We start from the raw sequence: 14,727 nt of genomic DNA, 5'->3' as shown, positions 1-14,727 counted from the left end.
CGCCGCGAGGCCCCGGGGGCACCCCCGCCGGGGCCAGTTTTGTCAGAAGTGTTGACGCCGGCCCGGCGCGGTCCTAATTTCATCGGGCCGCACGTCGTACGCCATATGTCATATACGAGATGCCATATGCGAGCACTGAGACCCGAGAACTGAGGGCCATCCCGCATGAACGCACCCCTGTCCGGCGCCGCCCCGGTGCCCATCCCCTCCCGGACGCAGTTCGTCCTGGAGCATCTGACGCACGCCATCCTCACCGGAGGGCTGGCGCCCGGGACGGCTCTGGTGGAGACCGAACTCGCGGCGCAGTTCGGGGTCTCCAAGACCCCGGTGCGGGAGGCGCTCAAGACCCTGGCGGGTCGAGGTCTTGTGGTGATGAGCGAGTACAAGGGGGCCGCCGTCCGCACCGTGGACGCGGACATGGCCCGGGCGATCTACGACGTCAGGTTGCTGCTGGAGCCGGAGGCCATGCGCCGGACGGTGGACCGGGCCGCGGCGCTGGCCGCCGCGCACGCCGCGCTGACCCGCGCAGACTCGGCCGTGGACAGCGCCGAGCGTTCCCTGGCCAACCGGGACTTCCATCGCGCGCTCTATCTGCCCTGCGGCAATCCGCTGCTGGTGCGGATGTTGGACGATCTGCGCGACCAGGCCGCGCTGGTCTCCTCGTTCGTCTGGCAGACCGTCCCGACCTGGGAGCGGGAGGCGGAGGAGCATCGCGCGATTCTGGCCGCCGCCGAGGACGGTGACGCCGACCTGGCGGGCGAGTTGCTGGGCGGGCATATCAGAGGCTTCGTCAACCGCGCGTTCCCGCGCCAGCCGGATGCCGAAGCCCTGGACGGCGCCCCGCCCGCTGAGGCGGGCGGCGCGCCCCCGGCGGCAAGGCGGGCGCGCGCCGCGCGGCCCGCGCGGGTCACCGACGCGGACGGTGTCGAGGTGGGTTCGGCGGAAGGAGAGGGGCGGTCATGAGCGATTTCGCTCGACAACGCGAGGCGTTGGCGGATGTGGTGGCGATTCCCGTCACCCCGTTTACCGAGAACGACCGGTTCGATCAGGAGAGTTATCGCGTGCTGCTGCGGCGTCTTCTGACGTCCGGCGTGCAAGCGCTTACCCCCAACGGCAACACCAGTGAGTTCTACTCGCTCACCGCCGAGGAGCGCCAGATCGAGGTCGTGCTGACGGTGGCCGAGGTCGCCGAGGCCGGCAGTGGGGCGCAGATCCTGGTCGGGGTGGGGCAGGACGTGGGCACCGCCGTCTCCGCCTCGTTGGAGGCGCGCGCGGCGGGGGCCCAGATGGTGATGGTGCACCAGCCGGTTCACCCCTATGTCTCCCAGGAGGGTTGGCTGGCCTATCACCGCGCCATCGCGGACGCCGTCCCCGAGGTGGGCGTGGTGCCCTATGTCCGCAACCCGGCCATCGAGGGGGCGACGATCGCCCGGCTCGGCGCCGACTGCCCCAATGTGATCGGGGTGAAGTACGCGGTGCCCGATCCGGTGCGCTTCGCCTCGGTCGCGCGGGACGCGGGGCTGGAACGTTTCGTCTGGGTGGCTGGCCTGGCCGAACTCTCCGCGCCCTCCTACTTCGCCTCGGGCGCCACCGGGTTCACCTCGGGCCTGGTCAATGTGGCGCCCGCGGTCTCCCTCGCCATGCGGGACGCGCTGCGCGCCGGCGACTACCGGGCGGCGATGCGGGTCTGGGAGCTGATCCGGCCCTTCGAGGAACTGCGCGCGCGGGACCAGTCGGCGAACAACGTGACCGTGGTGAAGGAGGCGCTGGCCGCGCTCGACCTCTGCCGTCGCGATGTGCGCCCGCCCAGTTCGGTGTTGGCCCCCGAGGACCGCGCCGATGTCGCGGCGATGGTGGAAGGGTGGGAGCTGCCATGAGCGCCGACGCGGAGCCGACGCGGTCCCCGAACGGACCGGGCGACAGTCAACGACGTTTGACCAGCGAGGAGTTGCGCAGCCACCAGTGGTACGGCACCGACGGGCTCCGCTCGTTCAGCCACCGCGCGCGGACCAGGCAGCTCGGCTATCTGCCCGAGGAGCACCTCGGCAAGCCGGTGATCGCGATCGTGAACACCTGGTCGGATATCAACCCGTGCCACCAACACCTGCGGGAACGGGCCGAAGCCGTGAAACGGGGGGTCTGGCAGGCCGGCGGATTCCCGCTGGAGTTCCCGGTCGCGACCCTCTCGGAGACGTTCCAGAAGCCGACTCCGATGCTCTACCGCAATCTGCTCTCGCTGGAGACCGAGGAACTGCTCCGCTCCTATCCGGTGGATGGCGCGGTGCTGTTGGGCGGCTGCGACAAGACGACTCCGGCGCTGCTGATGGGCGCGGCCAGCGCCGACCTGCCGACGATCTTCGTGCCGGCGGGGCCGATGCTGCGCGGCCACTGGCGTGGCGAGACGCTGGGCTCGGGTACCGACATGTGGAAGTACTGGGACGAGAAGCGGGCCGGGCGGATCGGTGACCAGGAGCTTTCGGAGCTGGAGTGCGGGCTGGCCCGCTCGCCCGGCACCTGTATGACCATGGGCACCGCGTCCACCATGGCCTCGGCGGCGGAGGCGCTCGGCGTGACCATGCCGGGTGCCGCGGCCATCCCGGCGGTGGACTCGGCGCACAGCCGGATGGCCGCCTCGGCGGGCCGGCGGATCGTCGAGCTGGTCTGGACGGACGCCAGGCTCTCCCGTTTCCTCACCGCCGAGGCGTACGAGGACGCGGTGACCACCGTGTTGGCGCTGGGTGGCTCGACCAACGCCGTGATCCATCTGATCGCGATGGCGGGGCGATCCCATGTCCCCCTGAGCCTGGCCGACTTCGACCGGATCGCCCGCCGAGTTCCGGTGCTGGCCGATGTGCGGCCCGGGGGCCGCTTCCTGATGGAGGACTTCTACTACGCCGGCGGGCTGCCCACGCTCCTCGCCCGGCTGGGCGAGGAGCAACTGCACCTGGATCGGCCGACCGTGGCCCATGACTCGCTGCGGGAGCAGCTGGCCGGCGCCGCCACCCATGACGCCGAGGTGATCAGGACCTCGGACAAATCCCTCGCCGACCAGGGCGGGTTGGCGGTGCTGCACGGCAACCTGGCCCCCGACGGCGCGGTGATCAAGCACATCTCCGCCGATCCGAGGCTCCATCGACACACAGGCCCCGCCGTGGTGTTCGACGACTACCGCACCATGCAGGCCACCATCAACGAACCGGCCCTCGGTATCACCAGGGACAGCGTGCTGGTGCTGCGCGGCTCCGGCCCGCTGGGCGGTCCCGGCATGCCGGAGTACGGGATGTTGCCCATCCCCGACTATCTGCTGAAACAGGGCGTCACCGACATGGTGCGCCTCTCCGACGCCAGGATGAGCGGCACCAGCTATGGCGCCTGCGTGCTGCATATCGCGCCCGAATCGCACGTGGGCGGGCCGCTCGCCCTGGTCCAGGACGGCGATCTGATCACCCTCGACGTGTCCACGCGCACGCTGCGTCTTGAGATCGACGACATCGAGCTGGACCGTCGCCGGGCGGCGTGGACCCCGCCGGGGCCTCGCTACGGCCGAGGCTTCGGGGCGCTCTACCAGGACCACATCACCCAGGCCGACACCGGCTGCGACTTCGCCTTCCTCTCCCGGGAGGGAGAGGTCCCCGAGCCCTACGCGGGCTAGCCCGGCGGATCGGGACCCGATCCGCCCCGTCCACAACCGACCCGGGGTTTCGCCACCCCCTCGCGGGAGCGCTTCCACGCGCTTGCCGCCCGTCGAGAACGGAGAAGCGGTCATGGCCGACGCCGTAAGGGAACGGACCCGGCCGCGGCGCCGCCGTGCCGGACGTTCCCCACGTTCGCTGCCCTACCTGCTGCTCGCGCCCGCCGGTCTTCTGATGCTGGGCTTCATCGCCTACCCGATCATCAGCGTCATCTACTACAGCCTTCAGAACTACAACGTCACCAAGCCCTGGCGAAACGGGTTCGCCGGTCTGGACAACTTCCGGGAGATCTTCACCGACGACCCGTTCTTCTGGGACACGCTCATCTTCAGCGCCCGATGGGTGCTGGTGGAGGTCTCGCTCCAGCTGGTCTTCGGTCTGGCACTGGCCCTGATCATCAATCAGACCTTTGTCGGCCGAGGAGTCGCCCGCGCGCTGGTCTTCTCTCCCTGGGCGGTCTCCGGGGTGTTGACCAGCACCATCTGGATTCTTCTCTACAACCCCTCGACCGGGCTGAGCCGCTATCTGGCGGATGCCGGAATCGGGGAGTACGGAACATCGGTCCTGGCCAATCCGGGAACGGCCTTCTGGGGGGCGGTGATCGCCGAACTATGGCGCGGTGTACCGTTCTTCGCCATTCTGATCCTGGCCGATCTCCAGTCGGTCTCCAAGGACCTCTACGAGGCGGCCTCGGTGGACGGGGCGAGCCGGATCCGGCAGTTCTTCCATATCACTCTGCCGCATCTGCGGGACGCCATCGTGCTCTCCACCCTGTTGCGCGCGGTCTGGGAGTTCAACAACGTGGACCTGCTCTACACCCTGACCAACGGGGGGCCAGCGGGATCGACCACGACGCTACCCCTCTATGTGGCCCAGACCGGAATCCACGGTAACGAGTTCGGTTATGCGGCGGCGTTGACCACGGTGGCCTTCGTGATTCTCCTCTTCTGTTCGATCGTCTATCTGCGCCTGAGCAAGTTCGGAGGCGACGACAAGTGACCGCCGCACTCACGGAGTCGAAGGAAGCCTCCGCCCCGCCCGCGTCCCCGCCGGTCTCCAGGCGCAGGAGGCGCAGGTCCCTGGACGAGCCGCCGCGTTGGCAGATCTATGTCCCGCTCGGGGTCTACCTGCTGTTCACGCTGATCCCGTTCTACTGGATGGTGCTGTTCGCGCTGCGCGAGCCGGGCTCGGACTCGCTGGTGCCCTGGCCCATCACCGGGGAACACTTCGCCAAGGTGTGGAACGAGCGCGGGTTCGACACCTACTTCATCAACAGCATGTACGTCGGTATCGCCTCGATGCTGATGACCCTGCTGGTGGCCCTCTCCGGCGGCTATGCGCTGGCCAGGTTCAAGTTCCGGATGCGGATGCCGTTCATGTTGGCGCTGCTCTGCTCGCAGTTCATCCCGGGCGCGCTCATGCTGGTGCCGCTCTTCGAGATCTTCCGCGAACTACAGCTGTTGAACTCCCTGTGGAGCGTGATCCTCGCCGAGACGGTGTTCCAGCTGCCGCTTTCGATGATTCTGATCAGTGGCTTCATCCGCAATGTGCCGCCCTCCCTTGAGGAAGCCGCCTGGGTGGATGGATGCAGCCGCCTTCGGGCCTTTCTCGCCGTGGTGTTGCCGCTGCTGCGTCCCGGGTTGATCGCGGTGGGTTCCTTCGCCTTCGTGCACAGCTGGAACCATTTCCTGTTCGCGCTGATGTTCCTCAACTCGCAGGACAAGCAGACGATTCCGGTGGGGCTCAACTCCCTGCTCGGCTCGGACAGCGTCGATCTGGGCGCGCTGGCCGCCGGCGGTGTGGTGGCCGCGGTGCCGGTGGTGATCGTGTTCGCCTTTATCCAGCGCTGGTTGATCACCGGCTTCAGCGCGGGGGCGGTCAAGGGATGAGCGGCCCCGTCACGCTGGTGCTGGCCGGTGCCCGAGGGCACGGTCACTGGCACCTGTCCAACATCCGGCGGTTGACCGCCGCGGGACTGGTCCGGCTGGTCGGCGTCTGTGAGTTGACGCCGCTGGCACCGGAGGAACTCGAAGGTCTCGGCAGCCCGGAGCAGTCCGACGACCTGGCCGCGCTGCTGGATCGCACGGGTGCCGAGGTCGCGATCGTCTGCACCCCCATCCACACGCACGCCGAACTGGGCCTGATCGCCGCCGCGCGGGGCGTGCACCTGCTGCTGGAGAAGCCGCCCACCCCCTCGCTCGACGCCTTCCACCAGCTGCGGCGGGGCCTGGAGGAGGCCGGCACCGCCTGTCAGATCGGCTTCCAGTCGCTGGGCTCCGGCGCGATCGAACACATCAGGGGCCTGATCGCGGAGGGAGCGATCGGTCGGGTCACCGGCCTTGGCGCGGTCGGCGCCTGGGTGCGCGAGGAGGCGTACTGGCGGCGCGCGCCCTGGGGCGGACTGCGCCGTCTCGACGGTCGGGACGTCGTGGACGGGGTGCTCACCAATCCCCTCGCCCACGCCGTGGCCACCGCGCTGCGGATCGCCGACGCCGACCGGGCCGACGATCTGGCCGGGATCGAGCTTGAGCTGTTCCGGATCAACGACATCGCGGCGGACGACACCTCCTGCGCCCGGCTCCGCACCACCGCCGGCGGTCAGATCGTCACGGCGGTGACGCTCTGCGCCGAACGGCCGGGGGAGCCCTCCGTGGTGGTGCACGGGGAGGAGGGCCGGATCACCTTCTGGTACAAGGCCGACCGGGTGCTGCTGGAACGGCGCGGCCGGCCGCCGGTGACCACCGAGCACCCCCGTACCGACCTGCTGGCCAACCTGGTCGCCCATCTGCGGGAGGGCGTACCGCTGTTGGTGCCGCCCGAGCGGACCGGCGGCTTCATGCGGCTGGTCGAGGCGGTCCGCACCGCCCCCGACCCCGTGCGGTTGGCGCCGGAGCACTGGCGGGTGGAACGGGGCGAACACGGGCCGCGCCGGGTGCTGCCCGGCATCGACCAGCTGACCGCTGACGGCGCCGACCGGCTGGCGCTCTACTCCGAGCTGGGCGCCCCCTGGGCGGTCCCGGGGACACATAACGACTCGTAGCGAAACCGACAACCACACGTAACGACTCACAACGATCCGTGACACATCGCAGTACAGGGAGAAGTCGTATGAGAGCAAAGTGGACCCGTGGCGCCACCGTCGTCGCCACCGGGCTGGTCCTCGCCGTCACCGCCACCGCCTGTGGCGACTCCGGCGACGACGGCGGTGCCGAGGGTGAGGGTGCCGGAAAGATCGTCTTCTGGGACAACAACGGCGGGGCCCGCACCGACATCTGGAACGAGATCATCGACGCGTTCGAGGATGAACACCCCGATATCGAGGTGGAGTACGTCGGGGTGCCGATCGCCGACGTGCAGGCCAAGTACGACGCGGCGATCCAGGGCGGCAGCGGCCTGCCCGACGTGGGCGGCGTCTCGACCTCCTACCTCGCCAACCTCGTCGCCCAGGGCGCGCTCGACCCGCTGGACGAGCGGCTCGCGGAGAGCGGCCTCGCCGACGAGCTGGCGCCCAACATGCTGGAGAGCGTGCGCTCCACCGTGGGCGGGGGCGACGAGCTGTTCTCCGTGCCGACCTCGGCCAACCAGGGGGTGCTCTGGTACCGCACCGACCTCTTCGACGAGGCCGGCCTGGAACCGCCCACCACCTGGGACAACTTCTTCACCGCCGCCGAGACGCTGACCGACCGCGGCAACAACGCGTTCGGCTTCACCCTCAGGGGCGGTGAGGGCTCCATCGCCCACGCCCTGGACATGATGTACGCGCAGTCCGGCATCGACAGCTTCTGGGACGGCGACCAGACCACGGTCAACGACCCGGCGAACGTCGAGGCGTTGGAGCGGTATGCCGCGCTCTACGGCGTGGCCACCCCGGAGGCCGACCTCAACAGCGACTTCACCAACATGGTCGCCACCTTCACCGGCGGCTCGGTCGGCATGCTCCAGCACAACCTCGGCTCCTACGGGGACCACACGGCCGCCTTCGGCGAAGGCGTGGTGGACGGGCTGCCGATGCCGGCCGACGCCGAGGGCGGCAACCACACCTTCGTCTCCAACCCGGTGGACGGCCTCGGCCTCTTCCGCTCCAGCGACAACAAGGCCGCCGCCTGGGCGTTCATCGAGTTCGCCGCCTCGCACGCCATGAACAGCCGCTGGAACGAGTCGGCCGGCCAGATACCGGCCAACACCGAGGTGATGAACGATCCGTGGATCGCCCAGGCGCCGCCCACCCAGGCCGCCGTCGAGGCGCTCTACGACGAGAACACCACCATCGTCCAGCTGCCCTACTACCTGCCCGACTGGAACGACATCACCAAAGCCGGCACCGAGCCGAACTTCCAGCGGCTGCTGCTGGGCGAGATGACGGCCCAGGAGTTCGCCGACGACCTGGCGGAGCAGCTCAACGAGGCCCAGGCGGAGTGGCTGGAGCAGCGCTGACCGGCCCGGGGGCCGGCCTCGGCGGGACGACGCCCGGCCGGCCCCTCGCTCCATCCGATTTCCCCATCCTTCCTTCCCCCTCTCCCGGGAGTCGCCATGTCCAAAGAGAGAACCTCTCACCGCAGATCCGACACCAGATCCGACAGCGGACCAGCCGGTAGGTCCCGGCTGCTGCCGGTGGCAGCGACGGTCGGTTGCGCCGCACTCGCGCTGGTCGCCCTGCCGCCGCACGCCTCCGCCGAGGAGGCGTCGTTCGACGAGCTGACGTCCGACGCCGCCTCCACCGCCTCGTTCGGGTCCTGGCCGGGCTCCGGGCACCGCCTGGAGCAGGGCGTGCTGCCGGCACGCGACGGCTGGGGCTCGGCGGAGGGCGGGGTCACCGGCGGATCCGGTGCGCCGCGCGAGCGGGTCTTCACCGTCACCGACCGCGGTGAGCTGGCCGACGCCCTCGCCGCCCCGGGCGACGGGCCCCGGATCATCCGTGTCCAGGGCGCCATCGATGCCAACACCGACGCCGACGGCAACGCGCTGAGCTGCGAGGACTACGCCACCGACGGCTACAGCCTGGACGCCTACCTGGACGCCTACGACCCCGACACCTGGGGTCGCGACGAGGAGCCAAGCGGGCCGCAGGAGGACGCCCGCCTCGCCTCGGCGGCGGTGCAGAAGGAACAGGTGGTGCTCTCCGTTCCCTCCCACACCACCATCGTGGGGGCGGGGTCCGACGCCCGGCTGCTGGGCGCCACGCTGGACATCAGGGGCGTCGAGAACGTCATCGTCCGCAACCTGACGTTCGAGGACACCTTCGACTGCTTCCCCCAGTGGGACCCCACCGACGGTGAGTTCGGCGAGTGGAACTCGGAGTACGACAGCGCGGTGGTGTACGGCTCCCGCCATGTCTGGGTGGACCACAACACGTTCACCGACGGCCGTCGCCCCGACGCCGACCAGCCGCGTTACTTCGGGCGGCTGTTCCAGCAGCACGACGGCCAGCTCGACATCGTGCGCGGCGCCGATCTGGTGACGGTCAGCTGGAACGTGTTCACCGACCACGACAAGACGATCCTGCTCGGCAACTCCGACGGCGCCGCCGCCGACGACCGGGGCAAGCTGCGCACCACCTTCCACCACAACCTCTTCCACAACGTCAACGAGCGTGCGCCGCGCGTCCGTTACGGGCAGGTGGACGTCTACAACAACCACTACCGGCAGGACGCGGGCGTTCCCTACGGCTACAGCTGGGGCATCGGCATCGAGTCGGCGCTGGTCGCCGAGTACAACGCCTTCACGCTGCCCGCCGAGATCACTCCGGACCGGGCCATATACCAGTGGACCGCGAACACCGGCATGACCGAGCACGGGAACCGGGTCAACGGGCGCTCCGTCGATCTGCTGGGCGCCTTCCAGGCGGCCAACCCGGAGCACACCCTCGGCGACGACGCCGGCTGGCGTCCCGAGTTGCGGCGCGTGGTGCACCACCCGCTGCTGCTGCCCCTGCTGCTTGACATCCACGCCGGAGCCGGCCGACTGTGACGCATGGCAACTGAGACACCCGAGGTGAGCGGCGTCGCGACCGCCGCGTTCGAGCCGTTGCGCGCGGAGTTCGCGGCGGTGCTGGACGCGGATCCAGGGCACGCGGCGCAGCTCGCCGTCCATCTCCACGGCCGACTGGTGGTGGACCTGTGGGGCGGTCCCGATATCCAGGGGGACAGCCTGACGGGTGTCTTCTCCTCGACCAAGGGCATCGCCTTCCTGGTGGCCGCGCTGCTGGTGCGGCGCGGCCAGTTGGATGTGACGCGTGAGGTCCGCTCCTACTGGCCGGAGTTCGCCGCCGAGGGCAAGGGCGGGATCAGCGTGCACGATCTGCTGGCCCACCGCGCCGGTTCGATCGGCACCGAGGACGGCTTCACCCGGGAGGAGCTGGCCGACGACGCGGCGATCGCCGACCGGCTGGCCGGGCACCACCCCTACTGGCACCCGGGCCGAGCCTTCGGCTACCACTCCCTGACGGTCGGCGCGCTGACCGGGGAGATCGTCCGCCGGATCACGGGCCGCTCGCTGCGCGCGCTCTACGACGAGGAGATACGCGGGCCGTTGGGCGTCGACTTCCACCTCGGCCTGCCCGAGGCGGAGGAGCGCAGGCTCCGCACCATCCTCCCGGCCCCGCCCGGCGAGCCAGGGGCGTCCGAGCCGGCCGGTCCCCCGGACGGCATCGCTGGGATCGCCGGCAACCGGCACCGCGGAGACGCACCGACCGTGCTGCACGAGCTGCCCAACTCCCGGCGGTTCCGGGCGGGTGGCCAGTCCTCGGCCGGCGGCGTCGCCTCCGCCCGTGGCCTGTCCCGCCTCTACGCGGCGGCGGTCACCGGCGTCGACGGCGCCGAGCCGCTGCTGGACGAGGCGACGGCGCGGCTGTGCGGGCTGCCCTACTCGGTCGGGCACGATCTGGTGCTCGATATGCGGCGCGCCTACGGCCTGGGCTTCATGGTCGGCTTTCCCCACCTGCCGGCCGGCACCTTCGGCCACGACGGCGCGGGCGGCTCGGTCGCCCTCGCCTCGCCGAGCACGGGGCTCGCCTTCGGCTACACCCGCCGCGTCTTCGCCGGCGGCTCGGCCCCCGAAGCGGATCGGCTGGCCGCCGTGGCCCACGCCTGCGCCCTGCGGGCGGGCTGAGCCGGACGCCGCGCCGCGCCCCGGCCATCGATGCGCACGGCCACCCACCCGGGGCGAGCGCCCCGGCCCCCGGGCGGGCCGTCTGCGCTTGGCCGTTCCCTGCCCGGTCGTCCTGGCTGAGTGGCGGCCCACCGCACGGGCGCGGGGCGGGTCCCCACCCCGGTACCCCACCCGCGCGGCGGCCCCGGGCCGGGGGTGTTCCCCTCGCTCTGTGGCCTCCGCCGGGCGGTAGCCCGCCCGGGCGGGTGGCGGTGCGGGTCGGAGGTCAGGCCCTTGGGTGGTGCCTTGGCCGTCCGGCCCGCCGGATCGGGGGTGTTCCTCTCGCTCTGTGGCCTCCGCCGGGTGGTAGCCCGCCCGGGCGGGTGGCGGTGCGGGTCGGAGGTCAGGCCCTTGGGTGGTGCCTTGGCCGTCCGGCCCGCCGGGTCCGGGGGTGTTTCCCTCGCTCTGCGGCTTCCGCCGGCTGGTAGCCCGCCCGGGCGGGTGGCGGTGCGGGTCGGAGGGCAGGCCCTTGGGCGGTGCCTTGGCCGTCCGGCCCGCCAGGCCGGAGCGGTGTTCCCCCTGCTTTGCGGCCTCCGCCGGGTGGTAGCCCGCCCGCCCGCGCGGGCGGCGGTGCGGGTCGGAGGGCAGGCCCTTGGGCGGTGCCTTGGTCGTTCGGCCTGCCGGGTCGGGGGTGTTCCCCCTGCTTTGTGGCTTCCGTCGGGTGGTAGCCCGTCCGGGCGGGTGGCGGTTTGGGTTGGAGGGCAGGCTCTTGGGTGGTGCCTTGGCCGTCTGGCCTGCCGGGTCGGGGGTGTTCCCCCTGCTTTGTGGCTTCCGCCGGGTGGCAGCCCGCCCGCCTGGGGCGGTCCGGGCCGGAGGGCAGGCCCTTGGGTGGTGCCTTGGCCGTCCGGCCCGCCGGGCCAGGGGGTGTTCCCCCCGCTCTGTGGCCTCCGCCGGGTGGCAGCCCGCCGGCCCGGGCGGGCGGCGGTCCGGGCCGGAGGGGCGGCCTCCGGGCCGGACCGCGGGCGGTCCTCTGCCTCAGCCGGGGCGGCAGCCCTTCGCGGCAGCCCTTCGCTCAGGTGGAGGGGAGGCCGAGGTGCTCTCGTAGGGTGGTGCCGGTGTACTCGGTGCGTACGGCGCCTCGTTCCTGGAGGAGGGGGATGACCCGGTCGACGAACTCGTCGAGGCCGGTCGGGGTGAGGTGCGAGCCCAGGATGAAGCCGTCCGAGCCCTCGTTCTGGACGAAGGAGTCGAGCCGGTCGGCCACCTGCTCGGGCGTCCCGACGAACTCGGTGCGGGAGAAGAGGTGGATGGCCAACTCGCGCAGCGAGAAGCCCTTCGCCTCGGCCAACTCCCGCCATTCGGCGGCGGTCTGCCTGGCGTCCTGGTGGATGACGGCGCGTCCTTGGATGATCCTCGGCCCCTCCACGTCCGGTTCCACGTCGGGCAGCGGCCCGTCGGGGTCGTAGCCGGAGAGGTCGCGGTTCCAGACGGCCTCCAGCAGGATCTGCGCCGTCCGCCCGCTGACCTGCTGCCGGGCGATCTCCCGCTGTCGTTCGGCGGCTTCCGCCTCCGTGTCGCCGAGCACGAAGGACGCCGAGGGCAGCACCTTCACCGCTCCCGGCGGACGGCCGGCGCGGGCGGCGCGCCGCTGGATGTCCCGGTAGAACTCCTGGGCCTCGTCCAGGCGGTGGAACGGCGAGAAGATCGCGTCGGCCCTGGCGACCGCGAAGTCCCGGCCGTGGGGGGAGACACCGGCCTGGAGCACGACCGGCCTGCCCTGGGGCGAGCGCGGCGTGGTGAAGCGGCCCGCTATCTCGAACTGCTTGCCGCTGAACGCGAACCGGCCCGCGTCCGCGTGCTCAGGGCGTAGGAACCGACCGCTCTCCTTGTCCGCCTCGATGGCGTCCTCGGGCCAGGAGTCCCAGAGCTGACGCGCCACGGTGAGGAACTCGTCGGCCCGTACATAGCGGTCGTCCCGGTGCAGGAAGCCGCCCCGGCGGAAGTTCTGTCCGGTGAAGGCGTCGAACGAGGTGACCACGTTCCAGCCGGCGCGCCCGTCGGAGAGGTGGTCGAGGCTGCTGAGTTGTCGGGCGAGTTCATAGGGCTCGTTGAAGGTGGCGTTGATGGTGCCGATCAGCCCGAGGTGTTCGGTCACGCCGGCCAGGGCGGCGAGCACCGGGAGGGTGTCGGGGCGGCCGACGACGTCCTGGTCGAAGAACCGCCCGAGCCGCTCGCGGATGGCGAGCCCCTCGGCCAGGAAGAAGAAGTCGAACTTGCCGCGCTCGACGGTCTGGGCCAGGTGCCGGAAGGAGGAGAACGCGATCTGGCTGTCGGCCTCGGGGGCCGACCAGACCGTGTGGTGGTTGACGCCGCCGAGGTAGGCGCCCAGGATGATCCGCTTGCGCGGCTGCCGGGATGGCTGGGTCATCGTCGCTGTCCAATCTCACGCTCGCGCACGGTCGGGGAGGGGCTCAACCAGCGGGGGTGGCATAGCGGTTGGCCGGGTGCGGCAGTCCGAGGCGGGAGCGCAGGGTCTCCTCGCCGTAGGCGGTGCGGAAGGCACCGCGCCGTTGCAGTTCCGGCACCAGCCGGCCGACCACGGCGTCCAGGTCGTCGGGCAGCACGGCGGGGCGCAGCCGGTACCCGGTCAGGCCGGCGCGCTGCCACGCCAGCAGGGTGTCGGCCAACTCCGCGGCGGTGCCGGCGAAGACGAGCGCGTCGCTGGCGATCGGGGCGCCGGCCCGTTCGTCCAGGCGAGCGAGCCGCTCCTGGGCGGCTTCGGCCGTGTCGGCGAGGAGCACCACCAGGTCGGCGAAGACATGGACGGTGTCCCGTTCGCGGCCGGCGGCGCTCTGCTCCGCACGGATCTCCGCCACGATGGCCCGCGCCTGTTCGACGTCGCGCGGTGTCACGAAGACCACGTCCGCCTGCCGGGCACCCAGCCGGTAGGGCAGGCTCTCGTGCGCCAGCACCGCCACCGGCGGCTGCCCCTGCGGCGGCCTGGGCACGATGGACGGGCCGCGCACGCTGAACCAGCGGCCCTGGAAGTCGACGGTGTGCAGCTTGTCCCGGTCGATGAAGCGGCCGGTGGCGGCGTCTCTGATCTCGGCGTCGTCCTCCCAGCTGTCCCAGAGCCGCCGCACCACCTCCAGGAAGTCCTCGGCCTCGCCGAAGTGTTCGGCCACAAAGGCGCGCGCCGCCGGCGTGCCGGGGTCGGCGAGGCTGACCTCGCCCAACTCCCTGCGCCCGAAGTGCGCGTTCTCGACCGGGCGGGACACCTGGGCCCGCAGTCCCGCGCGGCCGAGGCTGACATGGTCCAGGGTCGCGATGGCCTTGGAGACGTGGAAGGGCTCGGTGTGGGTGGTGGTCGCCGTGGGGATCAGCCCGATGTGCCGGGTCAGCGGCGCGACCCTGGAGGCGATCAGCACCGCGTCCAGTCGTCCGCGCACCCGGTCGAGCCGGTCGTCGGGGCCGTCGGGCACGGTGGGCTGGAGGGCGAGGGCGTCCTCGATGGTGACCAGGTCGAGGAGGCCCGACTCGGCGGTGCGGACCAGATCGGCCCAGTAGCGGGCGCCGGTCAACTCGTCGGGGCGCGCCCGGGACTCACGCCAGGCGGCCGGATGCCAGCCGGCGCCGTCCAGGGCGACCGCCAGATGGAGGGGGGTGTCGAGGAGCGGAGAGCCGTTCGGGGGTAGGTGCGAAGACGTCACAGCGGGACCTCACAGGCCGACGGTTTCATCAGGAGCCGGACGAACCGGCATGGCAGCGCGCGGTGTTGCGAGCGCGGGGGCGCCCCGGCACGCCCGGGCGTTCGGCGACGCACGAAAGACGCGCACCGGACGGTGCGGGGCGGGGGAGGGGAGGGCCGGGCGGGCGACGCCGCGGCGGTGCTCAGCTACAGAGAGAGCTGGCCGATCGGCACAGATCGATGGGCAACTGTCGGGTCAAC

11 protein-coding genes are annotated in these 14,727 nt (G+C 71.3%); 9 read left to right on the top strand and 2 right to left on the bottom strand.

What is annotated here, in order from left to right; all coding sequences use genetic code 11:
- Positions 1-165 precede the first annotated feature (165 nt).
- The 9 genes from K4G22_RS04415 (at position 166) to K4G22_RS04375 (ending at position 10,799) form a co-directional block, all read left to right on the top strand.
- A complete protein-coding gene (locus tag K4G22_RS04415) occupies positions 166-963 on the top strand; it encodes a GntR family transcriptional regulator (protein WP_228078346.1) in 798 nt (265 codons plus the stop codon).
- A complete protein-coding gene (locus K4G22_RS04410) occupies positions 960-1,877 on the top strand; it encodes a dihydrodipicolinate synthase family protein (RefSeq protein ID WP_228078345.1) in 918 nt (305 codons plus the stop codon). The genes K4G22_RS04415 and K4G22_RS04410 overlap by 4 nt, the downstream gene beginning before the upstream one ends.
- Complete coding sequence (gene araD / locus K4G22_RS04405) at positions 1,874-3,652, top strand: L-arabinonate dehydratase (protein ID WP_228078344.1); 1,779 nt, start codon at positions 1,874-1,876, stop codon at positions 3,650-3,652. The genes K4G22_RS04410 and araD overlap by 4 nt, the downstream gene beginning before the upstream one ends.
- Positions 3,653-3,764: 112 nt before the next feature.
- Positions 3,765-4,691, top strand: coding sequence for a carbohydrate ABC transporter permease (locus K4G22_RS04400; RefSeq protein WP_228078343.1), 927 nt, complete (start codon positions 3,765-3,767; stop codon positions 4,689-4,691).
- Positions 4,688-5,581, top strand: coding sequence for a carbohydrate ABC transporter permease (locus K4G22_RS04395; RefSeq protein WP_228078342.1), 894 nt, complete (start codon positions 4,688-4,690; stop codon positions 5,579-5,581). Before K4G22_RS04400 ends, K4G22_RS04395 begins: the two co-directional genes overlap by 4 nt.
- Complete coding sequence (locus tag K4G22_RS04390) at positions 5,578-6,732, top strand: Gfo/Idh/MocA family protein (RefSeq protein ID WP_228078341.1); 1,155 nt, start codon at positions 5,578-5,580, stop codon at positions 6,730-6,732. Before K4G22_RS04395 ends, K4G22_RS04390 begins: the two co-directional genes overlap by 4 nt.
- 68 nt (positions 6,733-6,800) lie before the next feature.
- Positions 6,801-8,126, top strand: coding sequence for an ABC transporter substrate-binding protein (locus K4G22_RS04385; protein ID WP_228078340.1), 1,326 nt, complete (start codon positions 6,801-6,803; stop codon positions 8,124-8,126).
- Positions 8,127-8,222: 96 nt separating this feature from the next.
- Positions 8,223-9,659, top strand: a complete 1,437-nt coding sequence (locus K4G22_RS04380) for a pectate lyase family protein (RefSeq protein ID WP_228078339.1) — start codon at positions 8,223-8,225, stop codon at positions 9,657-9,659.
- A 3-nt stretch (positions 9,660-9,662) separates the two neighbouring features.
- Entirely contained in the window at positions 9,663-10,799 is a 1,137-nt protein-coding gene (locus K4G22_RS04375; protein ID WP_228078338.1) for a serine hydrolase domain-containing protein, read from the top strand.
- A gap of 1,051 nt (positions 10,800-11,850) precedes the next feature.
- Here K4G22_RS04375 and K4G22_RS04370 read toward each other — a convergent pair.
- Together K4G22_RS04370 and K4G22_RS04365 are read right to left on the bottom strand one after the other, a co-directional pair.
- A complete protein-coding gene (locus K4G22_RS04370) occupies positions 11,851-13,206 on the bottom strand; it encodes an NtaA/DmoA family FMN-dependent monooxygenase (protein ID WP_228078337.1) in 1,356 nt (451 codons plus the stop codon).
- A gap of 43 nt (positions 13,207-13,249) precedes the next feature.
- Positions 13,250-14,488 (bottom strand): LLM class flavin-dependent oxidoreductase, encoded by a 1,239-nt coding sequence (locus tag K4G22_RS04365; protein WP_228078336.1) that lies wholly within the window; start codon positions 14,486-14,488, stop codon positions 13,250-13,252.
- Between the last annotated feature and the right edge of the window lie 239 nt (positions 14,489-14,727).

The organism is Streptomyces profundus, assembly GCF_020740535.1.
Lineage (GTDB): Bacteria > Actinomycetota > Actinomycetes > Streptomycetales > Streptomycetaceae > Streptomyces > Streptomyces profundus.
The sequence above is the reverse complement of the archived record's forward strand: the minus strand, read 5'-3'. Positions and strand labels throughout refer to the sequence as shown.

Bases quoted from the DNA above. Each gene is read 5' to 3' on its own strand.
- K4G22_RS04410 (WP_228078345.1), top strand. From the start codon at position 960: ATGAGCGATTTCGCTCGACAACGCGAGGCGTTGGCGGATGTGGTGGCG.
- K4G22_RS04400 (WP_228078343.1), top strand. From the start codon at position 3,765: ATGGCCGACGCCGTAAGGGAACGGACCCGGCCGCGGCGCCGCCGTGCC.
- K4G22_RS04415 (WP_228078346.1), top strand. From the start codon at position 166: ATGAACGCACCCCTGTCCGGCGCCGCCCCGGTGCCCATCCCCTCCCGG.
- K4G22_RS04390 (WP_228078341.1), top strand. From the start codon at position 5,578: ATGAGCGGCCCCGTCACGCTGGTGCTGGCCGGTGCCCGAGGGCACGGT.
- K4G22_RS04380 (WP_228078339.1), top strand. From the start codon at position 8,223: ATGTCCAAAGAGAGAACCTCTCACCGCAGATCCGACACCAGATCCGAC.
- K4G22_RS04385 (WP_228078340.1), top strand. From the start codon at position 6,801: ATGAGAGCAAAGTGGACCCGTGGCGCCACCGTCGTCGCCACCGGGCTG.
- K4G22_RS04375 (WP_228078338.1), top strand. From the start codon at position 9,663: ATGGCAACTGAGACACCCGAGGTGAGCGGCGTCGCGACCGCCGCGTTC.
- K4G22_RS04370 (WP_228078337.1), bottom strand. From the start codon at position 13,206: ATGACCCAGCCATCCCGGCAGCCGCGCAAGCGGATCATCCTGGGCGCC.
- araD (WP_228078344.1), top strand. From the start codon at position 1,874: ATGAGCGCCGACGCGGAGCCGACGCGGTCCCCGAACGGACCGGGCGAC.